The following is a 26057-nucleotide window of genomic DNA, read 5'->3' as shown; positions in this document are numbered from 1 at the left end:
GAGGACAAGAGGATGCAAGTTGGATTAATCGGGTTAGGGAAAATGGGGTTAAACTTAGGGAAAAATCTAATTGACCACAACTATGAAGTAGCCGCCTTCGATTTAAATGTTAATGCTGTAGAAGAAATCAGTAAGTACGGTGCTATAGAAACATCGAGTTTTAAGGAACTTATTAAAATCCTGGACGGCCCCAGAATTATCTGGATCATGGTTCCGCACGCTGTTGTCGATTCAGTTATAAATGAGATCACTCCATACTTGAGTAAAGGCGATATCGTAATCGAAGCTGGTAATTCTCATTATAAGGACTCCATTCGCCGCTACGGCCAGCTAAAGCAAGTTGGTGTAAGCTTTATGGATGTTGGTACATCGGGGGGGATGGAAGGAGCGCGTAACGGAGCTTGTTACATGGTCGGTGGGGATGCAGAAGTTTGGAGTATGGTTGAACCCATATTTCGAGACACAGCGGTAGAAAAAGGATATTTATATGCTGGTCCAGCAGGAAGCGGCCATTTCTTAAAAATGGTCCACAACGGAATCGAGTATGGGATGATGGCTGCGATTGGCGAAGGATTTGAAGTACTGGAGAAAAGTGAGTTTGATTTTGACTATGAAAAAGTGGCAAGAGTATGGAATAACGGTTCAGTCATTCGTTCATGGCTCATCGACTTAACAGAACGTGCTTTTTCTAAAGATGCAAACTTAGAACAAATCAAAGGAACGATGCATTCTTCAGGAGAAGGAAAGTGGACAGTGGAAACGGCCTTGGATCTGCAGGCAGCCACTCCAGTGATCGCCATGTCTCTTTTGATGCGCTACCGTTCTTTAGATCATGACACCTTTACAGGGAAAGTGGTTGCTGCCCTTCGGAACGAGTTTGGTGGACATGCAGTTGAAAAAAGCGATTAGGTTAATGTGGGATGGATTTTAGTAAAAAAGATTATTATATATTAAAACAATCCGCAAGGTGAAAAAGGGAGTGAAATCATGAACGTAATGGATGCAAAAATCATTAGTACCCAATATGGTTTGGAGACGTATTTAGACGTTGTAAAAAGTGTTGATGTAAGAGAACTACATTATCCTACAGAGACAGAACCCTTTTTTGAAATCACAGTGGGGATAGAGTATTTTCTTTTAAAAGAAGAAAGATATTATGACAGTAGAAAGAATTATTTTCGCATCCGTATGGATTCCGATTTTGGTTCCGTAACGCTCGTAGAAACAAAAACAGAAAGTTTATTTGCAGTGAAAAATACAGGCGAGAAAGACGCAACAAAGAAACTTGTTGGAGAATGGCTTATAAAGACCCGGGCTTTCAAACAAGTTATAAATGAACTGATTGTTCAAAAGAAAATGGAAGACGTTCAAACAGAGGGGGATATTCAAGCAGTATTAGGAACCATAAGGTTCTTGGAGAAATTACTCGAAATCGAAGCAGAAGATATAGTAAGGACCATTGTTGAGGGAGAACTTGAATTTGTTCATTAGTAACATTTAAGATGATGGGAAACACTAATGACATACTCAATTTTTAAAAAATGGATAAGGGAACCTTAAAGTTGCTAATTGCTAATTTCACCACAGAAAAGGAGAATTTACACATATGAATCGATTTACTATTCCGAGAGATGTTTATTTTGGAGAAGGATCCTTAGAAGTTTTAAAAACCCTTGAAGGGAAAAAAGCGACGGTTGTTATTGGCGGTCAATCGATAAAAAAATCCGGTTATCTCGATAAAATTCAAACTTATTTACGAGAGGCAGGCATTGAGACGCAACTAATCGAAGGTGTTGAAAACGATCCATCTATTACAACCGCTCAAAACGGCGGCAAGAAGATGGAAGAATTCCAGCCGGATTGGATCATTGCTGCCGGCGGCGGATCTCCGCTTGATGCGGCTAAGCTGATGTGGATTTTTTATGAAAACCCCGAACTGCCATTTGACCAAATCAAGGCTCCAAATGTACTGCCAACATTGCGTGAAAAAGCTCGCTTTATTGCCATTTCAACTACTAGCGGAACAGGCAGTGATGTATCTCCATTCTCCGTTATTACGGACTATGATAAGGGAGTGAAGTATCCGGTTTTTGGATATGAAATTACGCCTGACATTGCAATCGTTGATCCTGAACTGACGTATTCCATGCCTGCTTCGATTGTAGCCTATACGGGGATGGATGCATTGACACATGGCATTGAGGCATATGTATCCACCCTGCACAACTCTTTTACTGATCCGCTGGCCATGCAGTCAATTAGGCAAGTGGTAGAAAATATTGAAAAATCCGCAGTAGGTGACAAACAGGCAAGGGCAGAAATGCATTATGCCCAGGCCATAGCCGGCATGGCCTTTTCCAATGGATTTTTAGGAATTGTCCACAGCTTAGCCCATAAGAGCGGAGCCATTTTTGAAATTCCGCACGGTACAGCAAATGCACTCTACTTGCCATATGTGATTGATTATAATAGAAAGGTGGAAAGCTCAAGATATGCGGATATTGCAAGGATGCTTGGTTTAACCGGAAATACGGATGACGAATTGATTGACTCGTTAACAGACCTCATCCGTCGTTTAAACAAATCTTTGAATCTGCCATTAACACTAAAGGAATTTGGTGTGGGAGAAGCAGAATTTGAAAAACACCTGAACCAGATGGCAGCAGGAGCTGTTGAGGATCCTTGTACTCCATCCAATCCACGAGAAGTATCGGTGGAGGATATGAAAAAAATCTATATTGCGGCTTACAACGGAGATAAAATCAACTTCTAATGAAGATAATCAGAACATGGTACGGAAATGAATATTTTTACTTCTGTTCTATGATTTTAAGGAGGTTAATGAACATGAGCAAAAAAATCGCTACACTTATAACAAACCTATTTGAAGATGTGGAGTACACTGAACCAGTACAAGCCTTTAAAGAAGCTGGTCATGAAGTTATCACGATTGACAAACAATCAGGTAACGAAGTAACTGGTAAAAAAGGCACAACCGTATAAATTGATAAATCCATTGATGAAGTTCATCCTGCAGACTTTGATGCGTTGCTTATCCCTGGTGGATTCTCTCCCGATTTATTGCGTGAAGACGATCGTTTTGGGGAATTTGCAAAAGCATTTATCCAAGATGGAAAACCTGTTTTTGCCATTTGTCATGGACCACAAGTGTTAATCGATACAGACCTTTTAAAAGGTGTCGACATCACTGGCTATAAATCCATTCGCAACGATTTGAAAAATGCTGGTGCAAATTTTAAAGACGAAGAAGTTGTCATCAGCAAAAATATTGTAACAAGTCGAGAACCAAAAGATATTCCAGCATTCAATCGTGAATCACTAAAACTTTTAGCTAAATAATGCTGATGTAAAAACGTAAATATTTCTAACTTGCGGATTCTTTAATCAGAATCAACAAGTTGGTTAAACAAACGTATGAATAAAGGAGGAATTGCGTTGTCATTAAAAGGAAAAAGAGTGGTTGTTTTAGGAGGTACATCTGGTATTGGTTTAGCCGCTGCTAAGGCGTTTATCGATGAATCCGCTCAAGTCATTATTGCTAGCCGTTCTGCTTCAAAATTATCTGACGTAAAAGTGAAGCTTGGTGGTAACGTAGAGGGCTATGAAATCGACTTTCGCAGCGAGGAAAAGGTTGCAGACTTTTTCAAGAAGGTTGGGAAATTTGATCACCTGGTGGTTACTGCAGGTGAAGGCGCTATGGGTCACTTTAGCGAACTGCCTGTTGCAACCGTAAGAGAGGCTTTTGATAGTAAGTTCTGGGGGCAGTATATTTCGGTTCGCGCTGCTCTTCCATACTTGAATAATGAAAGTTCTATTACATTAACTTCTGGTGTATATGGTGTGCGTCCTCCTCAAGGTGCAACGACTCTAGCTTCCATTAATTCAGCAATCGATGGATTAGTACGAGGACTTTCAGTAGACCTGGCACCTATCAGAGTAAACGTGGTATCACCTGGTATCGTTGACACTCCTCTTTACGGCGGAATGCCAGAAGATGAAAGACAAATTATGTACCATGGGATCGCTAAGCAATTACCTGTTGGACGTGTTGCTCAACCTAAAGATATAGCTGAAACCTATGTTTACCTAGCGAAAAATGGGTTTACAACTGGCACATCGGTTCTTATCGATGGAGGAGCTCATCTGATCTAATCCATTGATATCAAAGTAGATTGATAAATTGATTTAGAATAGAAGTGGTGAGGTTGACTCAAAGTGTCAGACACTTACAGACCATCCTCACTTTCTTTGTTTTTTTGCACAGACGGAAGCAGAAATGGCCATATCATGCAATAAAGAATGGCTTTGTTGGTTACGGAAATTCTAAATATATGCGTAGTTTATACGAAGAGATGTTAACATTCTACTTCTATGATACCCAAATACATAAAAGAAAGGGTCGAGCCTAATGGATGAAAAGAAAAGAGCGGAAATTAAAAATGCATTAACCAAACACGCGGTATCCCTACCTGACGGCACTTCTTTACCTAGTTTAGGACAAGGAACATGGTACATGGGGGAAAATCCTCAAGTGAGAGACAAAGAAATAAAAGCCTTGCAGCTCGGCGTAGAATTGGGCATGACACTTATTGACACTGCTGAAATGTACGGAAATGGCGATTCTGAACGCTTAGTTGGCGAAGCCATTAAAGGACGCAGAAATGAAGTCTTTTTAGTCTCAAAAGTGTATCCCCATCATGCAGGTTTAGATATGATTTCAAAAGCATGTGAAAACAGCTTAAAACGACTCGGAACAGACCACTTGGACTTATATCTTCTCCACTGGAGAGGACGTGTTCCTTTAGAGGAAACAATTGAAGGAATGGAAAAACTACGTGAAGAAGGGAAAATTTTAAGATGGGGCGTCTCTAATTTTGACACGGTTGATATGGAAGAGCTATGGAATACCAAAAATGGGAAAAATTGTGTAACGAACCAAGTGCTATACCATTTAGGTTCAAGAGGAATCGACTTCGATCTCTTACCATGGCAGCGTGAACATAACATGCCAATCATGGCCTACAGTCCCCTTGCTCAAGGAGGCTCTTTAATAAGACAGCTTTTAAACGATCCAGCTATTCATGATATTGCTGACAAATACAATGTCCCACCATTACAAATCGCTCTTGCTTGGACCATCCGTTCGAATAACGTCATCTCTATTCCAAAAGCGGTTCAAGATGAACATGTTTTAGCAAATGCTGAAGCAGCAACAATTGAGTTTACTGAAGAAGATCTCAGTAGAATTGATCAAGTATTTCCTAAACCTACTAGGAAAATGCCATTGGATATTATTTGAAAATTCACTTTAAAGAGGGAATATTGTTGGAGTTGCTGACAATCTAATAGGAATTTCAAAAAAACTGTGTAGAATTTATTCCATACAGTTTTTTTATCGGGGAAATTTAATATCCTTTTCGAATTATTCCCGCATAACGGAGTAGTGCTAATTGGACGGCAAAGCCTAATCGGTTGTAGTCCCGCGATGATAATGAATGATTTCCAAATCATGTTGCGAGAAGGTGTAGTAAGTAGCAAGTTCTCTTTCACCATTGGGAGGTACCATCCATTCTAATCGTTGGTCTGTTGTAAGAAGTTCTTTTCCTCGCAAGGTATTTGCCCCTTTCTTTGATTTTCATACTCTTTACACGTCGATAAAAGGTATTTGGCTTTAAATCAAGACGCTTCATTAATTCTGTCGAAGTAATAAATCCAGATTTCCACTCATCCTAAACCTGAATGAAATCAGCATTGATCTCGTACTTACGTCGCCCGAATTCACTCCCTTATTCTTTGCTAGTTCAATTCCTTCAGCCTGCCGTTGTCTATTTTTTTTACGTTCTTGCTCAGCGACATAAGAAAGTAGACTTAAAAATTGGTCCTCCATTAACTTCCCAAGATCACCCATTCCCCGGAATTTCCGGCTATCAAAAAACGTCTCATTCTCTAATACCACAATATCTGCGTTTAACTTTCGTGTAATATACTTCCACTCTCGAATAATACCATCATAATCCCAACCTAATCGATCTAGTGCATCAAGGTATATCAAATCCCCTTCGCGAATGATTAGGAGCATCGCCTGATACTGCGGACGATTGAAAGCTTTTCCACTTTGTTTATCAATGAAGATATAACGTTCTTCAATTCTAAGTTCACGAAATTTCTTATGCTGTCGTTCTGGATTTTGATCCTTAGCTGAATCACGAACTTACCTAAATTCCAAAAAATAGTCATTCCCTCCAAAATGTTCATCTTGTCTTTTAACGAAGTGTTTGATACCCATCGAGTAAAAACTTACGTGAATAGGCAAGATATATATGCATTTAATATATTGAAGGAGTGTTAATTATGGCTGATATGAAAATAAATGTGAATGCAATTTGGGATGGTGGGGTAACAGGGAATGGAACCCTTAAAGCGGAGTATCTGGATACAAAAATCGCTATTCCAACATCATTAGGAGGTAGTGGTAACGGAGCAAATCCAAAAGAGGTTCTCGTTGCTTCTGTAACAACTTGTTATGCAGCAACACTAACATTTGTGCTTGAAAGCAGAAAACTTCCTGTGGCGGAACTTACAGTGAACTCTGAGGCAAGTATATCTGATAATGAGTTTAAAATTATCCATTATCCTTACATCGTTTTATCTGCTGGCGCGACAGAAGAACAAATTCAATCTGCACAAAGAGCGATAGAAGCAGCAGATAAAGGGTGCGATGTCGGAAATATATTGAAAAAAGCAGATGTAAAAATTGAAGTTCAAGGTAAAGTTTCTGTGAAATGATATGATTCACCAGAAAGATTTAGAAATAATCACTTTTTTGTTCAAATTTATTGATCTTCCACAATCGAGGCATTATCTACAGTATGGAAAAAAGCCCAATTTCTCAATTTAATGCTGAGAAATTGGGCTTTTTATTGGTATTTCCTTAACGTTGTAAATTTGCGTTTTGCTGGTGGTACCCCTTTATAAAAAATAAAAAGGAGCTAGTGTTGTGCAATTACCTGAAGACTTTAAAAATTTTTTAGGCATAAACCCAGCTACTATCCCCATGTGCATCATTCGCATGGCAAAGGATTTACCTATAAGCCCGGATCTTCCTGCATCCGCTACAAAAACTTTCTTTGATTCAAGAATACCATTAACCACTTTTTCAGCTTCTTCGTCAGCTATTAAGTCTACTGAACGATTTAGCTCTTTTATGATTTCAGCTAATTATTGAGAAGTCTGCATGATGGATATTAGCCTTGTTTTACTAATTTTTGTATTTGGGCAGCTGACCCTTTAATATCAGCTTGTCCAGTGATACCTCCACCAACAATGACAAGGTCAGGTTGTGCTTTAATGACTTCCGGAAGTGTATCTAATTTTATGCCGCCTGCTACAGCAGTTTTTGCATTTATTACAACACGTTTAATGGTTTGAAGGTCCTCAAAAGAATTTTTTCCAACAGCTTGAAGATCGTAGCCAGTGTGCACACAGATGTAGTCGACGCCAAATGCATCCACTTCTTTAGCACGAGTTTCAAGATCTTTCACAGCGATCATATCAACAAGGATTTTTTTGCCTTGTTTTCTAGCTTCTTCAACAGCCCCTTTGATGGACATATCTTCAGCTGCACCAAGAATTGTGATGATATCAGCGCCAGCTTCAGATGCCTTCATCACTTCATAACCGGCTGCATCCATAATTTTTAGGTCAGCTAATACTTTTAAAGAAGGGAAAGCTTCTTTCATTTCTTTAACAGCCCTAAGCCCTTCATTAATAACCACAGGTGTACCGATTTCTACGATATCAACATATTCCTCCACTTGTTTAACCAATTCAATACCTTCTTGAATGTTTACTAAATCCAGTGCCAATTGTAATTCCATTTATCCTTCACTCCTAATAGTATGTTGTATGTTTTAGTTTGTTGCACAGTGAGTATGTCCTCTGGCAATCAATCATTGCGCAGCAAGAAATTCATATCGACTGTACAATGTATCGTATACTAAGTATAATATTTTTGTAAGTACGCACTTTAATTTTACATAGTGTTAAAAAGTATACTATGTGATTTAGAATTTATATTTGGAGGTGATTTAAATGACAAGGCTACAGAATAAAACATTCAATTGTGAGAAGGAATTGACCCTTTCTGTTATTGGGGGGAAATGGAAGATGCTTGTTTTATGGCACCTAGGCAAGCAGGGGACCAAGCGTTTTGGTGAACTGAAGGCTCTTATGCCGGGCATCACTCAAAGAATGCTCGTTAACCAGCTTCGAGAGCTGGAAGAAGATCTTATTGTTCATCGCGAAGTCTATCCAATTGTACCTCCCAAAGTGGAATACTCTCTGACAGAACAAGGAGAAAGCCTGATGCCGATTCTTGATTCGATGTATAATTGGGGTAAAAATTATATGGAGAATGTCGTTGGGGGCCAAGTAAAAAGAAAAGAGGATATAAAGTAGAAAAACTATCCCCTCTCTTTCTTATTCAAAGATGTTTTCTCCTTTTTCTTTACCTTGATAGGGTCACGTATCAAATTAAGGTAGAGAAAAGCACAACATTTAATAATCAGTTATTAAAAGCCAAGGTCAGCGATTTTTGTATAGTCGCTGACCTTGGCTTTTTCACATGCACCCGGCATTGGTGCAATTCTCTATCCATGGTGGTGTTCGGTTAGCTTAATGAAGGAGTGTCTACTCAGAGGGGAAAACCTTTTCATTTCTAGGAATATTATACAAAGATCCAGTAATTAGTATACTTTATTACAATATGTAATTTTATTGATACTATTTAATTATAAAGTGCGTACTTACAGGGGTACCACCAGCAAAACGCGAATTTACAGAAATACCAATATTAAAAAGCCCAATTTCTCAGCATTAAATTGAGAAATTGGGCTTTTTTCCATACTGTAGATATGCCTCGATTGTGGAAGATCAATAAATTTGAACAAAAAAGTGATTATTGATCTGCCGCATTTTTCACTGCTACGACTGCTTTGGCATAATCCGGATGACAATGACAAACGCTGCTGTATAAGGAGGCTCTAATTATGTTCAGATTGATTGGGTCCGTAAATAGTATTCTGACTATATTTAGATAACTAAAATGCTGGGTAGTAGGTATTAACTTCGATCCTTATAGGGGAAAACTCAAATTGACATATCGGAAATTAATGATATTATAAACATATGGATATAATAGAAGTCTTTAAAGCATTGTCTAATGAAAAACGTTTGCAGATTTTGAAGTGGTTAAAAGAGCCTGAAAACTATTTTACCCTCCCTATTTCTGAAGGGGTTAGCTTTGAGAAAGAGGGTGTATGCGTATCACAGCTGCATCATAAGTTAAATGTAACACAATCAACGGTTTCTCAATATCTTACTATGTTACATCGGGCTGGGCTACTCGAAGCAACGCGTAAGGGGAAGTGGACATACTATAAGCGTAATGAAGAAGTTATTAAGGAAATAAGCAATTACATTGCGAAAGAGATTTGAGGATTAAAGTGAATTGCTTGAAGCAATTCACTTTAATTAATTACTATATATCGAGATTTCAAAATATGTAAATATGTTAGGTCATATATATTTTTTATTAAAATAAATCGTCAATTCGAGATATGTTAATTTATTATATACGCTTCTATGATTTCAGCTTTATTTTAGTAGCTGATTTATTAATTATAGTAAGGAAGAGATTTAGACGAATTTAGAAATGGTGTCCATAAGAATGAGGATGAAGTATTCGCTTTTGTTTCCTATTGATCCAATACAATCCCTTGTTTAATAATATACTGAAATTCTAAGAGATGAAAAGGGAGAAAATTAACATGAACAAATTTGAAAAACATAATGGATATTCGAGAACATTTGAAGAAAATAAACTTACTTTAGGTTTGCTTTTTCCACTTGAAGCCTACCAAGGCAACATGCCAGAAATGGATTTGGAACAACAAATAAAACTAGCAACTGTTGCTGAAAAAGCCAATTTTGCTTCTCTATTTGTCCGAGATGTTCCATTAAATGATCCGTCATTCGGAGATGTAGGACAAATGTATGATCCGTGGGTATTCCTTAGCCATATAGCAGCGCATACAAAGAAAATTGCCTTAGGAACAGCAAGTGCGATAACGTCATTTCAACATCCATTAAATCTTGCTAAATCAGCAGCATCCTTGGACAAAATCTCAGGGGAAAGACTTTTATTTGGTCTTGCAACGGGAGATCGTCCGATTGAATTTAACGCTTATGGCGTTGACCGAGAAAAAAGGACTGAATTATATCAAGAAGCTTTTTATGTGATGAAGGAAGTTTGGGCAAAATCATTCCCTACGATTAATTCTAGTAGGGTAAGTCTGACTGGAGGAACAGATCTTCTGCCAAAACCAGTTTTAGGCGATATCCCAGTATTTGTAACGGGTTTTTCTGGGCAATCGATGGAATGGATTGCGGAAAATAGTGATGGAATACTTGGTTATCCACGTAATCCAGCTCAACAAGAGAGACTCATTAGAGATTATCGTTCATTAACAGATGGATTTAAACCATTTGCCCAATCGCTATATATTGATTTAACTGAGGATCCGAATGAAGGGCCAACATCTATTCACTTAGGGTTCAGAAGTGGCCATAAATTCTTAATCGAATTTCTAAACGCATTACAAGAAGTCGGAGTTAACCATGTATTTATAAATAACAAATATAGTCGTCGCCCTGCGGAAGAGGTAATACAAGAATTAGCGGAAGAAGTAGTCCCTCTATTTCCGGCATTAACGTAATGCTAATCTGAAATTATAATTTTAATAGTAAATTGGAGAGATGAGAAAAAAGCAGTATTTGACAATGAAGTTAGGTGTTTTAGATCAGATGGCGCAACCAAAGGGGTGTGACTGCAGAATAGACAACTGCTCGCACGATTGAAATGGCTCAATATGTAGAAGAATTAGGGTATGAACGCTATTGGTTTGCTGAACATCATGCAACGAGGGGACTAGGATCAAGTTCCCCTGAAATTATGATGGCTGCAGTCGCAGCTAAGACTGCCAAATTGAAGGTTTCAGTGGTGGAATCCTGCTTCCACAGTATAGTGCATATAAGGTGGCTACCCAGCTATTTCAATTACAATCACTTTTTCCCGGAAGAATAGAGGCAGGTGTCGGACGTTCACCTGGAGGAAATGAAACGATTCGATCGTTGTTGGCCGATGGCGAGCCGAATCAACTAGCTGACTATCCCGATAAATTGACAGACCTCATAACATTCCTAAGTAATGATGGAAAAGTTAGTGCCGTACCACGGACAGAAGACGCCCCGAACTTATTTTCATTAGGTTTAGGGGAAAACAGTGCTAAACTTGCAGCGAAACTGGGTTTTCATCAATTTATTGGAAAATCCCGATGAAATGCCTGTGCCCATACCCTTAGGCTATTCCGTGGGAAGAAACCGTTTAGTTGATTCACTTCATCAATTTCAAGCGATTGGTGTCAACCATTTGGCGTTTGTTCTGTATTTTTCCAAGCGCCCTCCAGAGGAAGTAATCCAGGAACTTGGAGAATTTGTTTTACCCTACTTCCCAACCCATAAAGGTACAGGCCAGCTTTAAAAAATTTAATTGTATAAAAAGGGGAAGAATTATAACAAAGAAAATAGAACTTTCAGTACTAGATCCCTCCCCAATTGTCGTGGGAGGATCAGCCGAACTTTCCCTTCAAAACACGCTTGATCTATCAAAGAAAACAGAGCAGTGGGGATATAAACGCTTTTGACTTGCTGAACATCATAATTGGCAGGAATGGCGAGTTCAGCATCCCCGATCGTAATTTGACGAGTAGCCTCTGGAACATTAGAAACCTTCTTCCCTGGCCGGATCGACCTTGGATTGGGGCGGGCACCTGGCACCGACCGATAGACAGCAAATGTATTGCGGCAGCGGGTTGCTGGTGAACCTGAATTTGATGCCCGGCTTGAGGAGCTAATCGCATATCTTTATGGTACAGGAACAGCCGCTAAGAATGGATCATTTAGCTTTCACGCCATTCCCGGCGAAAAAATAAATGTGCCAATTTGGCTGTTAGGTTCAGGGTTTTTAGCTACTGCTTCACACCTGCAGGGACCACGATGATGGAAGTGAAAAGCTGTTCTTCAACCGCCCATGAGTTAATAGAAAAGACTGACGCTGATGAAATTGTGGCTCATACAGAGATTTTTGATCATAATGCACGGCTGCGCTCTTATGAAATTTTGGCTCAGGCGCAGTAAATTAAACAGCGTCTAGTCTAATCAAGGATGTATTTTCTGCAGATATTAAATCAGTTAAATTAATGTGATTTAGATTGAAGCAGTAAAAGAGGACAAAGAAAACAACCTGTAAATTCTTTTATTGGTTTGAAACTAAATTTTTAAAGAAAGAAGATGAGTATATGCCTGAAAATGATACAAAACAAATTACGGATATTCCATTCTCAGTCCTGGATCTCTCTCCAATTGCAGATGGAAGGACGCCGGCTGATTCTTTTCGCAATACTTTGGAGCTGGCCCGGCTCGCTGAAAAGCTGGGGTATAACCGATATTGGCTCGCTGAGCATCATAATATGCCATTTATCGCCAGCTCTGCAACATCGGTAGTCATTTCCCATGTTGCAGCAGGTACATCAAAAATCCGGGTAGGTTCAGGCGGCATTATGCTGCCGAATCATGCACCTCTTGTTATTGCTGAGCAATTTGGTACTCTGGAATCATTATATCCAGGACGTATTGATCTTGGCTTGGGCCGTGCACCAGGCACTGATCAGCTTACCGCACGTGCATTAAGACGTGACTTGAGAAGTTCAGGAGAAGATTTCCCTGAGCAGCTGGCTGAGCTCCGGAATTACTTTGACCCTTCCCTGGCACAAGGATATAGTCATGTTAAAGCAATTCCGGGTGAGGGATTAAACATACCTATTTGGCTGTTAGGTTCGAGCGGATACAGTGCCCAGCTGGCAGGAGAGCTTGGACTGCCGTTTGCATTTGCGAGCCATTTCTCGCCTCATAACACACTGCCGGCTATCCAGCTGTACCGCCGTTCGTTTAAGCCTTCTAAAGTATTGGACAAGCCTCATGCAATGGTAGGGCTAAACATCATTGCCGCCGATACAGATCAAGAAGCGGAGCGGCTCGCTACAACATTGCAGCAGCAGTTCCTGAATTTGATGCGCGGGAAGGAAGTCCCATTGCAGCCGCCAGTGGATAATATTAATGATATAGCAAGCGACTATGAAATAGCTGCCCTTGAGAATCAATTAGGAACTTCGATTGTCGGCAGTCCTCAAATCGTAAAAGAAAAACTGGAAAAGTTTCTAGATGAAAGTCAAGCCGATGAAATTATGGCAATCGCCCAGGTTTACGATCATAAGGCCCGCCTCCATTCCTATGAAATATTGGCAGAAATTACTCATCTAAAATAGGTCAAAACTGGCCTCACCATGGAAGAAACGTTGCAATTAGTGGGAGCGGACCAGGACCTGGATTATCTTCATATTTCTGTCGGCGGCTTTTGGAACGGATCAATCCGTGATGATAACAATCAGACATCACGAGTTGTTATGATCCATGAGCGTGTCGGTGTTCGTGTTCTTGTGATGGGTGTTGGGATCCTGCGGACACCCGATGAAGTGATGAAGCATTTGAAACAGGTGTACCTTTAATCGCTTTAGGGAGGGAATTGGTAATGGAACCTCAGTGGGTACAAAAGTACAAGCCGGTGAAGAAGACAAAATCCGTACAACATTATCTAAAAAAGATCTGCTATTTCTGATAAAATGTGGGAGTACTATATTGGCATCCCTTGCTGGCTTCCTATTGTATAAGGAGTTCACTTATCTCATTCCATCTCTGCTTCCTTGAATTGTTCAACAAAAAATGGGATTCGTGATGATAATTGTCCTTGCTCAGCAAGTATAAGAATAACAACTTATACTAAACAAGACGGAACATTTTAAAGGGAAACCATCTTAGTGGTTTCCTCCTTTATTGAGTATTAGAGCAGAAAATCAGCCATAGTTCATTTGTTATAAATAGAAGTTATTGTTAATATATAATCAACAATAGACGCCCGATTGGATCTAAAGTGAACCTGGGATTAAAAGATAAAACGGCACTCGTGACAGGCGGCAGTAAAGGTATTGGAAGAGCATTTGCCGTCGCGTTTGCCAAGGAAGGCACCAACGAATGTTGTAATTTGTGGCCGTGGTGAAGAAGCATTAAAAGAAGCAGCAGCAGAAATTGAAAAGCTGGGAGGCAATAGGTTTTAATTTTTGAAGAAAATGATTATATAAAGAGCTCCATGTATGAAGTGAACCCAAAAAGTTAGACGCTTTATTTAATTAGGCAGCAGCCTTGAGGGCATGAACCCGGTAATCTACCCGGCTCATGCCTTTTAATTTTACCTTGATTCGTTGATGATTGTAGTAATGGATATATTCTTCTAGTTCTTGTCTGAAATGTTCCATGCTTTCAAGTTCTTGAAGATAGAGTAATTCGGATTTTAATAAGCAAAAGGAGTTTTCAATGACCGCCTTATCTAGACAATTTCCTTTGAGGGACATGCTTTGTGTAATGTTATGTCTTTTCAAATCATGTGAGTATTGTTTCATCTGGTAATGCCAGCCTTGATCTGAATGGAGAACGGGGGAATCTTTCGATTCCAATCGCATAAAGGCTTGGTCAAGCATCTTGGAGACTAACGGATAAACAGGACGTGATTCGATATTGTAAGCAATAATCTCTCCATTAAATAAATCTAGAATAGGTGATAAATACAATTTCTCACCGTGTAAATGAAATTCAGTTACGTCCGTAACCCATTTTTGATTTGGCTTTGCCGCCTTGAAATCACGTGCTAGAATGTTGGGCGCAATCTTGCCGATTTTCCCTTTGTACGAACGGTATTTCTTCATGCGAACCAATGACTTCAATCCTAGTTCATTCATCCAATCGGAGAACTGTTTTATGATTAATGTGAGCACCTCGGTTACGTAATTCTAGGGTAATACGCCGGTTTTCCAATCTTATTTCATGGTTTCAATTATGGAACTTTATTTGACAACAAAGTTGTATCAAAAAACCATCTAGCTGAAAAATGCCACAAAAGTCCTTGCAAACTAGTATACAAGGACTTTTATAATTTACCTAAAAGAAATAGCACCACTAATTATAGTTAATACTGTTAAGATCAATGATGTCAAGATGGCCCATTTGTATGCGAATTTCTGATATTCTCCAAGGTCTTTATCAACCATACCAACTAATAGAATGGTTGATGCAACAAGTGGACTCATTAAATGAGCGGGTTGTCCCAATATAGAAGCCCGAGCAATTTCCAATGGGCTAATACCATAGGCTGATGCTGCTTCTGCAAGGATAGGGAGGACTCCAAAATAATAGGCATCATTCGATAAAACAAAAGTGAATGGCATACTTGTAATGCCAACAATGACAGGGAAAAACTGTCCTAATGAAGCAGGTATTATCGCAACCAGTCCATTAGCAATAGCATCAACCATTTTTGTACCGGAAAAGATTCCTGCAAATACTCCTGCCGCAAAAACTAATAGAACAACAATTAAAGCGTTTCCAGAATGTGCTAGGATACGTCTTTTTTGCATTTCCAGATTGGGGTAGTTAACCATTAAAGCAATGGCGAAACCGACCAAAAATAAAATGGGGGAAGGTACCAATCCCATAATAAGCATGACCATAATGCCTACCACAATTAATAAGTTAATCCACAAAAAACGAGGACGTTTAATGTCAATATGAGGAAATGTTTCAGTGGCTTCATTTTCAACAGTAGCAGCTATTTCATTTTTGAACTCTTCTATGTGTATTACACCAAGTCGTTTACGTTCTTTTTTCCCTAAAATAAATGCGACGAAAATAACCCAAAGAGCACCACCGATCATGGTAGGAATTAGTGGAACAAAAAATTCGGATGCATCAAGTCCCAATACTGCTATTGCTCGGGTAGCAGGTCCACCCCATGGAGTCATGCCACTCATAACACTTAAAGCTAGCATGGCTACTGTGGCTAAAACCAATGGATTCATACCGATTCGTTTATAAAGTGGATACAAAGCTGAAACAGTAATGATATACGTTGTTGTACCGTCTCCATCTAGGGCCACGAGTAATGCAAGAATTGTGGTACCAATCGAAATTTTGACAGGATCTCCCTTGACAACTTCTAATAACTTTTTGATAAGTGGGTCAAATAAGCCCGTGTCTATCATAATGCCAAAAAACAATATGGCGAATAATAATAGAGCTGCAGAAGGAGCGACTAGCTTAATGCCTTCCATCATCATAGTGCCAATTTTACTTCCAAAACCACCAACTCCTGCAAAAACGATCGGAACTAAAGTTAAAGCAACAATGGGTGATAAACGTTTGGACATAATTAAATAGGTAAAAACGGTAACCATGGAGATGCCTAAAATTGTTAGAAACATTATTATATCCCCTCCCAAATTTTGAATGCGCTTTCAATTGATCTCTGGATGACTAAGAATTAATTTTGTGACTCTTCAGAAAAATTAACTGGTAAATTAATAAGTTTTACACTATGCTTGTGCGCTTTTCTTAATTAAAGGTAATACAGGGAGAACAATAAGTTAAATACATATTTTTTTTGTATTGGTATCAAAATAATTTATTCTTAAAAAAAGTTTGGAGGGAGGAGAGCAAAGAAAGCCAAGGGATAAGTGATACAATTAAGAACTTTTTTAAAATTTAATGCTATTTTTAGTATTTAAAAAGAAGGTCATCATCTAAATATTGTGGATGATAGCCTTCTTTTCTTTATAAATCAGACTTTTTCAGTGTTCTTGAGCAAAGCTCTCTCCTTTTTTATTAATATTTAGTTTTAACGTTACTGTACTTGTCTTTTTTTCTTAAACTTAATTTTAATACCAATCTTAGTAATGGAGGCACTGCGACATAAATAAAAGCCATCCGAAAAAGTTGATAGCTGGTAACAGTAGATACATCAGCATTTACTTCTTGTGCAATGATTCCCATTTGATCCATTCCACCAGGAGCTAAACTTAAAAAACCCGTAATAGTCGATAAATCATAATACTGGGTCAGTAGAAAACTAAAAAATATTGTTGCGCAGATCAAAATCAGTCCGTTCATCAAAGCCAATAATAGTGTTTTTCTTTTGTTGTCAAGTTGTTCCGGTTTTAATAGTAAACCGATATAACCGCCAACCATAAATTGAGATATATCAAGAAGTGAAGGAGGAAGTGGTGGTCCCTGCAAACCAAAAAGGCCTACTGCAGCAACAGCGATTACTGGTCCTAAAAAGTAAGGAGCTGGTAATTTAAATATTTTACCTATTCTTGCTGCGAGGAAACAAATAAGTGCGAACAGAAAGATAAGAGGAAATAAATCACTCCACTCTGGAATAACGTTATCCGATGAGTCATTGGTACTTTTCGCTGCAAAAATAGGACTGAAAATTAAAAGGGGAACTAAGAAAACAACCATTATCACCCTTGTAACATGGAAAAAGGTTACTGTCGTAATATCAATACCTTTCATTTCTTCTGCAAACACAACAATTTGTGACAAACCTCCAGGAATACTACTCGTTAAGGAGGTAGGATAGTCAACGCCGGAATATTTTGACATAACAAAAGCTGAACATACACACACAAGGACAATTAAGGTTGTAAGGATCAACATTGAGGGAAGGTGACTAATCATGTCAGACAGTGAGCTCTTGGTAAAAGAGATGCCAATTGAATAACCTACAATAATCAATCCAGTATTTCTCATCGAAACGGGCCAAATTAATTTAACGTTTTTGAAACGTGATGCAATTAATAGGGCTGCCAGTGGACCTAGAAGCCAGGGGATTGGCAACCCGACAAGAGAGAAAAGGCTGCCTCCAATAAAAGCAGTTAGAAGTGCAACTGAAAATTGGATTGTCTTGCTAGCATTATTTAAATCCCACTTTTTCATATTAATTCTCTTCCTTTGTACTAGTTTTATTTCGATTCGTCTTATTTCTTTTGTTTAGAATCATTAAGAAAATCAATAAATGCTTTTACTTGTGCTAAATCCGTAGTCACATCCCGATAAAAAACCCAAGTTTCTCTAAGCAAATAGCTATTATCGCTTAATACAATGGGGAAAGTATACAGTGGTTCATCATTTTTAATACAGATTTCTGGTAAAATGGCATATCCTAAACCATTAAGAACCAGTTCTTTACATGTTTCAATCCGATCTACCTCCATTGAAATCTTAGGTGGTACCGCAAATGTTTCCTGCCACCAGTTCTCAATAGTATTCCTTAACGATTGGTCTGTCTGATAATTAACTCTAGGAAGAAAAGGAAGTTCTTTTAATTCAATTTTTTTACTGGAGGCAATACAAATCTTTTCTTCTTGAAATAACACTTTATTTTCCTGCCATTTGTAAGGACCTCTAACTATCCCGAGGTGTGCTTCTTCTTTTTGAAGCATTTGATGAATTTGAGAACTCCATCCAGTTTTCAAACTAATTTCAACATCTGGATATAGGGTTAGAAATTCTTTTAACAATACTGGTAGTTTATAACGGGCAAACAAGCCAGATACACCCAATCGCAAAGTTCCTTTTACTTTTTTATCCAAATTTGAAATATGTTCTTTTGCAGCACCTAATTGCTTACGCATATTTTTCGAATATTGAACGAGGTATTCCCCTTCGACTGTAAACTCGACACCTCTTTTGCCTCTAGAGATTAAATTTGTTTTGAACTCTTTTTCCAGCTGTTTTATACGATAGGATAAAGCTGGCTGAGAAATAAATAGTCGTTGTGCCGCCTTTGTTATATTTCTTTCTTCGTAGAGAGTAATTAAAATAAACCAGTCTTTTTCATCCATAAAATTTTTCTCCTTTAACCATAAAAAATATTTATGGGTAATTATAAATAGTAATAATTTATTTGATTTCTAAAAGTATAATACAACTAATGAATAAAAGAAATCTATCTTTTTATGTAAAGCAATAGACTCACTATTGTTCGCGTTTACTGCATTTTTTCATAAAAATTTTTTATGGCAATGAATAAAAAAACAATATTATTTTTATTTATTATTTTCACTTATTATTTACATGAAGAGTTATCACTACTTAACAGGAGGGGTAAAAATGTCAAATGCACAAAATTATGATGTAGTTGTAGTAGGGGCAGGAAACGCAGCTTTATGTGCCGCAATCTCAGCAAAAGAAGGCGGTGCTAGAGTTCTTGTATTAGAACGAGGACCATTGGAAAAGCGTGGAGGAAACTCTTTCTTCACTGATGGAGCCATACGTGTTGCCTACAATAATTTAGACGCAATCAGAAAAGTAATACCAGAATTAACAGACGCAGAAGCAGAGTTAATTGTTATGCCTGAATACACTGAATCTGATTATTTAGATGATTTAATGCGAGTAACAGGTGGACAGAGTAATCCTGAATTAGCAAAACAGCTGGTTACTAAATCGTATGAAACAATTGCGTGGATGCGTGATCAGGGAATAAAATTTGAATTGAATTTTGAAAATCAATCTTTCGTACAAGATGGCAAGCGCAATTTCTGGGGAGGACTGCCTATCAAAACGGAAGATAAAGGCGTTGGCTTAATGAGACAGCTCTTTGCGCGGACAGAAGAAATTGGCATCGACGTTTGGTACGATTCACGTGCTGTGGAGCTTGTATCAGAGAATAACACTATATCCGGTGTCGTTGTTGAGAAGGATCATACAATGGTAACAGTTCGGACGTCCAGTGTGATTTTGGCTTGTGGCGGCTTTGAAGCCAATAAGCAAATGAGATCTGAAAATATTGGTGAAGAATGGGAAGCGGCAATTGTTCGTGGAACCGAATTCAACACAGGAGACGGCATTTCCATGGCTATGGCAGTCGGGGCTCAAAAATTTGGGCAGTGGTCTGGATGTCATTCGATTGGGACAGATTATAACGCGCCAAAAGTAGGAGACTTCACGAAGCCGGGAGATATTTTTAAAAAGCATTCTTATCCGTACAGTGTCATGCTTAATAATGAAGGGAAACGTTTTGTTGATGAAGGAGCAGATTTGCGAAATTACACCTATGCCAAATACGGACGTGAGGTATTAAAACAGCCTGGACATGTGGCATATCAAATTTATGATGCACAGGTACGCCCGATGCTGCGTAAAGAATATGACCTTGAAGAAGCGACTATTTATAAAGCAGATACACTTGGAGAGTTGGCTAGTTTACTGCCGGTCAATCAAACACAATTCCTTAAAACGATCGAAGAATATAACAGTGCCGTACAAGATGGCGAGTATAGACCCGCAGAGAAAGATGGCAAAGGAACGAAAGGAATTACTCCTCCTAAATCCAACTGGGCACTTCGAATTGAGCAAGGGCCATTCTATGCTTTCCCTGTAACGTGTGGAATCACCTTTTCGTTCGGTGGTTTGCATGTAGATGCTACGGGTCATGTGTTAGACAAAGAAGAACAACCGATAAAAGGTCTCTTCGCGGCTGGTGAAATGATTGGGGGGATTTATTATGAAAACTATCCTGGTGGATCCGGGTTAATGTCTGGCGCAGTCTTTGGAAAATTAGCTGGTTCATCCGCAGCCCACTATATTCAAGAAATGGTTGAAGCGGTCAATAATCATTGAGTCTTTTCCGTGCATAGTTATTTAGATAAGAATTTGTCCAAAAAGTCTAGGGATACATTAAATAGAAGAATGAAAAACAGCCAAGGCTTAAAATAGCTCTTGGCTGTTTGGTACTTCAAATATTAAAAGTCTTTATGCATTGACTAAAACTCATATCATATAGGGATATGAGTTAGAGTATAGCTTTAAGCATCCTGATGGCCAGACAATAAATAATGGGTTGGTTTGTGGATATATAACAAGGATGATAGATAACAATTAGTTTTCTTTTTGCTTAAATACTCTAGTAACCATGAAAATCTGGATTCAGTATCCATATCCTAACTTGTATAAGTGTGAGCGCTGCCCCCGGAAATTTTTCATCTATTCCCAATCCTATTTTATAATTGAATTTTATAGGCATCGGATAGTTGGAGATACATTAGAGTCTGGGCTCTATTGAAAACTCACTTATACAAAACAAGGATCATTGAAGTAAACTATTTCGGAAAGAATTTTAGTGCCTTTCATAATTTTGAATAGTTCTTTCGCTTCTTTTTCTGTGTCAAATTCAAAAATTTTAATATTTCCTTTTAAAAAGACAGTGATGACCCACATTGCAAAGCCTCCAAGTGATAGATGATTTTTTTTGCGTAATTTGCAAATCAATTCAAGTCAAGCTAATTGATAGGTAAGTTCGTAATTATTTTTCGTGTACACGTATCCCTCTAAAATGATTCTTGCTGTGCGTACCACTTTAATAGCGCGAATGTGTCCTGCCAAAAAATCAACTTTTGTTTCCATTATCCCCGCCGGGTGGGCTAATCGAAAAATTTCCTGTTTGATGTCCACCATATCCGATAAAATCGTTTCTTGTAAGTAAGCTCCTGCAGTTGCACAGATTGCCCCTGTAATAGCAAGCGCTTGATGGGGCTTTTGCATCGACATCATTCTGATCATCAAATCCATCTCTGACGCTTTTCTTTCCAATCCGTTTAAATCGACGTAATCCATAGGAGGAGCAATTAGAGTCATTTTAGGCACAGCAGGAGATTGGACAGTTGCTGATTTCTTATCGGAAAATTGACACATTTCAGCTGCAATTGACCGGATTTCTTCTAGTTCATTTAATTTTTCCGGTGAATATTCAGTGGGCAATTCGCTTCCGTTTAGACCAATATCCTGTGCCCTTACAAAAACAAGTGGATTAGCAACATCAATGATTGAAACTTGAATCAGTCGATCCTTCGTTTTAATCATGTCAATTGGATTTCCTGTAGGGAATAGTTTTCCTGTAACTGCTCCTTCAGCACGAGTAAAAGAAAGATAGATAGGTGATCCTTTACCAGGCACGCCTGGAATTGAGCAGCTGCCTTCTGTTTTCACTTGTCCATTTTCAACCTCTACTTCTGCAATAATCAATTTCTGTGTATTCGTGTTAAAAATTTTCACCGTTGTAACAGGTTCTTTTGCCGGAACTAATCCGTGCTCAATTGCGTAAGGTCCTACAGCAGATGAAATATTACCACAATTCCCTTTAAAATCAACCATTTGATTATCGATGCTGATCTGCGCAAATGTATATTCCACATCGAATTCTGGTGAATCCGATTTTTTGATAATCGCAGCTTTACTTGTCAATGAATTCGCTCCTCCAAGACCATCAATCTGTCTCCGATCCGGACTGCCCATCACGTCAAGTAAGAAACCTTCCCAGTGTGAGCGATTCGAAGGCATATGTTCAAAGTTAAGGAACACACCTTTACTTGTCCCGCCGCGCATTACAACTACTGGTACTTTCATTGTATAACCACCTTTTCTCAAGACAATATTTATAGCACTTCCTGTTCCTTTGAAAATATAGTATGATAAGTTGATTCATAAGTAAAATACATATTTTTTTAATAAAAATGATAAAAAAACTTATAATCTAAATGTGGGGGATGGTTAAGTGGACGAAAAAGATTGGATTGCGATAAGGATACTATATGAAGAAAAAAACATTAGCCGTGCCGCGGAGCGTTTATATATATCGCAGCCGGCGTTAACGTACCGGCTTAAAAATTTAGAAAAAGAATTTAGCACGAACTTATTTTTCAAAATAAAAGGAGGCATTGAGTTTACTTCCGAAGGGATACATTTAGCGGGCTATGCGGAAGAAATGGTGAAAAAGTTGCAAAAAACGAAAGATTATATGCTGAATATGAAAAATGAGGTTAGAGGAACTTTAAGGCTTGGCGTTTCCAGCAACTTTGCCCAATATAAACTACCAGAAATATTGAAAAAGTTTTCAACACAATATCCTCATGTACAATTTAATGTGAATACAGGCTGGAGTACAGAAATCATGCATCTTCTGGATTCCTCTAGTGTTCAATTAGGCATTCTGCGTGGAAACTATGAATGGTATGGAATCAAATCGTTACTGCATAAAGAAAGACTTTGTTTAATCTCTAAAAAAGAGGTAGACTTAGAAGATTTGCCACAACTTCCATTCATAAATTATAAAACAGACAGTTCTTTAAAAAACTTAATAAATGGCTGGTGGCATGATAGATTCCCGGAGCCACCATTTGTAACTATGGAAACAGATCGGCAGGAGACGTGCAAAGAAATGGTCAAAAATGATCTTGGTGTTTCTATTTTGCCGGAAATATGCCTGCAGCCTTCAGATAACTTGCATACATACGGGTTATCTTACAAAAATGGGAAGCCAGTCTTAAGAAATACATGGTTAATGTATAACCAGGATTCTTTAAAACTATCTACTGTGAAAAACTTTATTGATTTCTTGAATAAAAATTCCAATCTTTAACGAAAAAGCACATTGGAATTTATTGAAAATTTCATTGTGCTTTTTCGACTTCTTAATTTAATATAAAATGGATTATAAGTTTTTTTTTCGAAAAAGTAAAAAAAATATGTATTTCACTTATTTTAAGAAATGAACTATTCTAAAAATAGAAACCAAATCAACAGGGAACAGAAAATATTATATAATGTTTTTTAACTATTCAAACTTTTTATCTGATTGTAAGCGGTTTCTTTAATAGGAGGGGATTCATATTCTTACGTTACTTGGGATTTCAATGGTCGTTGTCTTTACTTATTTAATCATGTCTAAACGGTTATCACCTGTTAATTCTCTTGTGGTCGTTCCAATTATCTTTGCATTAATTGGCGGATTTGGTCCAGGGCTCGGAGATATGATGCTCGATGGAATAAAGGTTGTCGCACCTTCAGCCGCTTTGCTATTGTTCGCTATTTTGTTCTTCGGAGTTCTGATTGACGCTGGATTATTTGATCCACTTATTAAAACTATGTTAAAAATCGTAAAAGGGGATCCGGTTAAAATAGCGATAGGAACGGCAGTAATCGCAATGACCGTTGCCTTAGATGGTGATGGTACCACGACTCACATGATTACGATTTCCGCTATGCTGCCTCTTTACTTACGACTTGGTATGAATCCACTTATTCTTGCCACTATTTCTATGCTGGCTGTCAGTATTATGAGTGGTATGACTCCTTGGGGAGGACCTGCAACAAGAGCAATAGCATCTTTAGGTCTCGATGCAAATGAATTCTTTGTCCCGATTATCCCAACACTATTCGCAGGTATTGCAGCTATTCTTTTTACCGCTTATGTACTTGGGAAAAAAGAGCGCAAAAGGCTTGGTGTTGTTCATATCAAAGCTGCACCAGAAATGAAAGGGGCTCTTGCTGAAGCAGCGGTAGCTTCCGCCATACAAGACGATTTAAAGCGCCCTAAATTAATATGGGTCAATCTTTTGTTGACGCTCACGGTTATGGTCATACTTGTAATGGGCTTCGTACCAGTACCTGTGTTGTTTCTAATCGGGTTTGTGCTTGCTTCAATCATTAATTACCCTAATCTAGAACAGCAAAAAGAGCGGATCGTGTCACATGCAGGAAACGCTATAACCGTCGTCACATTAGTATTTGCGGCTGGTATTTTCACAGGGATCTTTTCTGGAACGAAAATGGTAGACGCCATTGCCAATTCATTAGTGGCCATCATTCCGGATTCTTTAGGCTCTTTTTTACCGATGGTCGTTGCGTTCACCAGCATGCCATTTACGTTCGTTTTATCCAATGATGCTTACTACTTTGGTGTTTTGCCAATTCTTGCCGAAGCAGGAGAAGCTTATGGAGTGAGTCCTTTAGAAATTGCCAGAGCTTCCGTACTGGGCCAGCCTGTACATTTCTTAAGTCCACTCGTGGCATCTACTCTTTTACTAGTAGGGATGGTAAAAACAGATATCGGGGAACTACAGCGGTATGCATTTAAATGGGCTCTGATTTGTTCATTAGTCCTTATCATTGTTGCTATCTTGACAGGGGCTATTGTTTAAAATGTTATCTAACCAAATTCTTCGGACTTAAACGAAATAGGGCAGTGGCAAAACCAATTATTAATAGTGGTTTTGGCACTGCCCATTTTTTTATTAAGTACCAGGATCCTCGCCGGTAGCTTGAGTAATTATTTTTACGATTGTTTTCGCAAGGTTCATAACCGTGTATAGACGAGTATCATTTAAAAATTGCATGGTTGGCAGCGGATCTATATAATTGACCATTCCTGTAATATGATAATCTCCCACTTCCGGCAATAATTTTTTTAAAGCTTTCCCAGGGACAAGAGGTCCATCCTTCAAATAAACATAGCCGACCTGGTTTTGATTCCCTAAACAAGCATCCACACTAAAAATAAGAGGCTTTTTGAATTGTTTTTTAATTTGTTTCAACGTGTCTTCTAAATTAAATGCATGAACGGGATTTTCTAAAGTACCGTAAACACGATAAGGCACCGTATGTTCTTTAAGCATTGTCCCGACTAAAGGGCCTAATGAATCCCCAACTGATCGGTCCGAACCAATGCACAGAAAGATTACATCTTCATTTTGACATCCAGAAGATTGAATAATCTCTTTGACTTTTAATGCTAAGCAGTTTATTTCTTCGCCTTTTGGTTCCACTGAACAAATTGCTCCTCTTCTTGTAAATTAGACTCATCTTAATTCCCTTTTGTTTTATTATACGAACAAAAAGGACATCATGCATGTAAATATAAGCATATGCTTGAGAATGATAGTTAAACACTCTAAAAAATGGCAGTAATTCAAAACATGCCAGTTAAGTTATTTGGCGAGGAAGTGGGAGTTGGTTTACAACTAGAATACGTAACGAATTTTATTTTAAAACTACAACTAAGTACACCAATATAAAAATTAATTAACATAATACTGATTATTTACAGTCAATAACTATGATTCCTACCTACAAAAAAGGATAGAGCCTATAGGCTCTATCCTTTTTTGTTCTATGGTTTAACTAAAATAAAATGA

At 38.3% G+C, this 26057-nt stretch carries 25 protein-coding genes and 5 pseudogenes; 19 read left to right on the top strand and 11 right to left on the bottom strand.

Annotation, left to right across the window (positions count from 1 at the left end):
- The first annotated feature begins 12 nt into the window (after window positions 1-12).
- The 6 genes and pseudogenes from gnd to ACQKFG_RS21515 all read left to right on the top strand — a co-directional run bounded on the left by gnd (window position 13) and on the right by ACQKFG_RS21515 (window position 5320).
- Complete coding sequence (gene gnd / locus ACQKFG_RS21540; protein ID WP_427562639.1) at window positions 13-909, top strand: phosphogluconate dehydrogenase (NAD(+)-dependent, decarboxylating); 897 nt, start codon at window positions 13-15, stop codon at window positions 907-909.
- Between the two features lie 78 nt (window positions 910-987).
- The gene (locus ACQKFG_RS21535; protein ID WP_427562636.1) at window positions 988-1491 is read left to right on the top strand and encodes a hypothetical protein; all 504 of its coding nucleotides are present in this window, start codon (window positions 988-990) and stop codon (window positions 1489-1491) included.
- Window positions 1492-1606: 115 nt separating this feature from the next.
- Window positions 1607-2773 (top strand): iron-containing alcohol dehydrogenase, encoded by a 1167-nt coding sequence (locus ACQKFG_RS21530; RefSeq protein WP_283953562.1) that lies wholly within the window; start codon window positions 1607-1609, stop codon window positions 2771-2773.
- 74 nt (window positions 2774-2847) lie between these two features.
- A pseudogene (locus tag ACQKFG_RS21525) lies at window positions 2848-3360 on the top strand (type 1 glutamine amidotransferase domain-containing protein).
- A 96-nt stretch (window positions 3361-3456) separates the two neighbouring features.
- On the top strand, window positions 3457-4173 hold the full coding sequence (locus ACQKFG_RS21520) for an SDR family oxidoreductase (RefSeq protein ID WP_427562632.1): 717 nt from the start codon (window positions 3457-3459) through the stop codon (window positions 4171-4173).
- Window positions 4174-4429: 256 nt separating this feature from the next.
- The gene (locus ACQKFG_RS21515) at window positions 4430-5320 is read left to right on the top strand and encodes an aldo/keto reductase (protein WP_427562629.1); all 891 of its coding nucleotides are present in this window, start codon (window positions 4430-4432) and stop codon (window positions 5318-5320) included.
- A gap of 127 nt (window positions 5321-5447) precedes the next feature.
- Here the strand turns inward: ACQKFG_RS21515 and ACQKFG_RS21510 are convergent.
- Together ACQKFG_RS21510 and ACQKFG_RS21505 are read right to left on the bottom strand one after the other, a co-directional pair.
- Window positions 5448-5587 (bottom strand): annotated as a pseudogene (locus ACQKFG_RS21510) (DUF4158 domain-containing protein); the annotation flags it as partial.
- Window positions 5568-6232, bottom strand: a pseudogene (locus ACQKFG_RS21505) (recombinase family protein); the annotation flags it as partial. The pseudogenes ACQKFG_RS21510 and ACQKFG_RS21505, both read right to left, overlap by 20 nt.
- 140 nt (window positions 6233-6372) lie before the next feature.
- Here ACQKFG_RS21505 and ACQKFG_RS21500 point away from each other — a divergent pair.
- The gene (locus ACQKFG_RS21500) at window positions 6373-6807 is read left to right on the top strand and encodes an OsmC family protein (RefSeq protein WP_427562626.1); all 435 of its coding nucleotides are present in this window, start codon (window positions 6373-6375) and stop codon (window positions 6805-6807) included.
- A gap of 255 nt (window positions 6808-7062) precedes the next feature.
- Here ACQKFG_RS21500 and ACQKFG_RS21495 read toward each other — a convergent pair.
- Together ACQKFG_RS21495 and hxlA are read right to left on the bottom strand one after the other, a co-directional pair.
- Window positions 7063-7230: pseudogene (locus ACQKFG_RS21495) on the bottom strand (6-phospho-3-hexuloisomerase); the annotation flags it as partial.
- Window positions 7231-7265: 35 nt separating this feature from the next.
- Window positions 7266-7898: a 3-hexulose-6-phosphate synthase gene (gene hxlA / locus ACQKFG_RS21490; protein WP_427562623.1), complete on the bottom strand. Its 633-nt coding sequence runs from the start codon at window positions 7896-7898 to the stop codon at window positions 7266-7268.
- A gap of 214 nt (window positions 7899-8112) precedes the next feature.
- Here hxlA and ACQKFG_RS21485 point away from each other — a divergent pair, with 214 nt between their 5' ends.
- The 9 genes from ACQKFG_RS21485 (at window position 8113) to ACQKFG_RS21445 (ending at window position 14309) form a co-directional block, all read left to right on the top strand.
- Entirely contained in the window at window positions 8113-8478 is a 366-nt protein-coding gene (locus ACQKFG_RS21485) for a winged helix-turn-helix transcriptional regulator (RefSeq protein ID WP_057219136.1), read from the top strand.
- Between the two features lie 729 nt (window positions 8479-9207).
- Window positions 9208-9516 carry an ArsR/SmtB family transcription factor gene (locus ACQKFG_RS21480; RefSeq protein WP_427562620.1) on the top strand — a complete coding sequence of 103 codons (309 nt, stop codon included), beginning with the start codon at window positions 9208-9210 and terminating at the stop codon, window positions 9514-9516.
- Window positions 9517-9848: 332 nt separating this feature from the next.
- Window positions 9849-10796 carry an LLM class oxidoreductase gene (locus ACQKFG_RS21475; protein ID WP_427562617.1) on the top strand — a complete coding sequence of 316 codons (948 nt, stop codon included), beginning with the start codon at window positions 9849-9851 and terminating at the stop codon, window positions 10794-10796.
- Window positions 10797-10939: 143 nt separating this feature from the next.
- Window positions 10940-11164 carry an LLM class flavin-dependent oxidoreductase gene (locus tag ACQKFG_RS21470; protein ID WP_427562614.1) on the top strand — a complete coding sequence of 75 codons (225 nt, stop codon included), beginning with the start codon at window positions 10940-10942 and terminating at the stop codon, window positions 11162-11164.
- On the top strand, window positions 11116-11418 hold the full coding sequence (locus ACQKFG_RS21465) for a hypothetical protein (RefSeq protein ID WP_427562612.1): 303 nt from the start codon (window positions 11116-11118) through the stop codon (window positions 11416-11418). Before ACQKFG_RS21470 ends, ACQKFG_RS21465 begins: the two co-directional genes overlap by 49 nt.
- A gap of 717 nt (window positions 11419-12135) precedes the next feature.
- Complete coding sequence (locus ACQKFG_RS21460; protein WP_427562609.1) at window positions 12136-12276, top strand: hypothetical protein; 141 nt, start codon at window positions 12136-12138, stop codon at window positions 12274-12276.
- 161 nt (window positions 12277-12437) lie between these two features.
- A complete protein-coding gene (locus tag ACQKFG_RS21455; RefSeq protein ID WP_427562606.1) occupies window positions 12438-13463 on the top strand; it encodes an LLM class flavin-dependent oxidoreductase in 1026 nt (341 codons plus the stop codon).
- Window positions 13464-13481: 18 nt separating this feature from the next.
- Window positions 13482-13703: a hypothetical protein gene (locus ACQKFG_RS21450; RefSeq protein ID WP_427562603.1), complete on the top strand. Its 222-nt coding sequence runs from the start codon at window positions 13482-13484 to the stop codon at window positions 13701-13703.
- A 477-nt stretch (window positions 13704-14180) separates the two neighbouring features.
- A complete protein-coding gene (locus tag ACQKFG_RS21445; protein WP_349730315.1) occupies window positions 14181-14309 on the top strand; it encodes a hypothetical protein in 129 nt (42 codons plus the stop codon).
- Window positions 14310-14381: 72 nt separating this feature from the next.
- Here the strand turns inward: ACQKFG_RS21445 and ACQKFG_RS21440 are convergent.
- The 4 genes and pseudogenes from ACQKFG_RS21440 to ACQKFG_RS21425 all read right to left on the bottom strand — a co-directional run.
- A pseudogene (locus ACQKFG_RS21440) lies at window positions 14382-15060 on the bottom strand (IS3 family transposase); the annotation flags it as partial.
- 122 nt (window positions 15061-15182) lie between these two features.
- Complete coding sequence (locus ACQKFG_RS21435) at window positions 15183-16505, bottom strand: CitMHS family transporter (protein WP_427562599.1); 1323 nt, start codon at window positions 16503-16505, stop codon at window positions 15183-15185.
- A 400-nt stretch (window positions 16506-16905) separates the two neighbouring features.
- Complete coding sequence (locus ACQKFG_RS21430; protein WP_427562596.1) at window positions 16906-18021, bottom strand: AbrB family transcriptional regulator; 1116 nt, start codon at window positions 18019-18021, stop codon at window positions 16906-16908.
- 41 nt (window positions 18022-18062) lie between these two features.
- The gene (locus tag ACQKFG_RS21425; protein WP_427562593.1) at window positions 18063-18929 is read right to left on the bottom strand and encodes a LysR family transcriptional regulator; all 867 of its coding nucleotides are present in this window, start codon (window positions 18927-18929) and stop codon (window positions 18063-18065) included.
- Between the two features lie 268 nt (window positions 18930-19197).
- On the opposite strand from ACQKFG_RS21425, the gene tcuA reads away from it, so the two are divergent.
- Window positions 19198-20709, top strand: coding sequence for an FAD-dependent tricarballylate dehydrogenase TcuA (tcuA, locus tag ACQKFG_RS21420; protein ID WP_427562590.1), 1512 nt, complete (start codon window positions 19198-19200; stop codon window positions 20707-20709).
- A gap of 450 nt (window positions 20710-21159) precedes the next feature.
- Here tcuA and ACQKFG_RS21415 read toward each other — a convergent pair whose 3' ends face one another.
- Window positions 21160-21306, bottom strand: a complete 147-nt coding sequence (locus tag ACQKFG_RS21415) for a hypothetical protein (protein WP_427562587.1) — start codon at window positions 21304-21306, stop codon at window positions 21160-21162.
- A 57-nt stretch (window positions 21307-21363) separates the two neighbouring features.
- Window positions 21364-22491 (bottom strand): 2-methylaconitate cis-trans isomerase PrpF family protein, encoded by a 1128-nt coding sequence (locus tag ACQKFG_RS21410; RefSeq protein WP_096340736.1) that lies wholly within the window; start codon window positions 22489-22491, stop codon window positions 21364-21366.
- 148 nt (window positions 22492-22639) lie between these two features.
- On the opposite strand from ACQKFG_RS21410, the gene ACQKFG_RS21405 reads away from it, so the two are divergent.
- Window positions 22640-23503, top strand: a complete 864-nt coding sequence (locus ACQKFG_RS21405; protein ID WP_353871827.1) for a LysR family transcriptional regulator — start codon at window positions 22640-22642, stop codon at window positions 23501-23503.
- A 250-nt stretch (window positions 23504-23753) separates the two neighbouring features.
- Window positions 23754-25064, top strand: a complete 1311-nt coding sequence (locus ACQKFG_RS21400; protein WP_353872804.1) for a CitMHS family transporter — start codon at window positions 23754-23756, stop codon at window positions 25062-25064.
- Window positions 25065-25157: 93 nt separating this feature from the next.
- Here ACQKFG_RS21400 and yyaC read toward each other — a convergent pair whose 3' ends face one another.
- Window positions 25158-25688, bottom strand: a complete 531-nt coding sequence (yyaC, locus tag ACQKFG_RS21395; RefSeq protein WP_427562582.1) for a spore protease YyaC — start codon at window positions 25686-25688, stop codon at window positions 25158-25160.
- Between the last annotated feature and the right edge of the window lie 369 nt (window positions 25689-26057).

The sequence above is a fragment of the Peribacillus sp. NPDC076916 genome, assembly GCF_050269675.1.
Taxonomy (GTDB): domain Bacteria; phylum Bacillota; class Bacilli; order Bacillales; family DSM-1321; genus Peribacillus; species Peribacillus aracenensis.
This window is presented reverse-complemented; position numbering and strand designations above follow the sequence as displayed.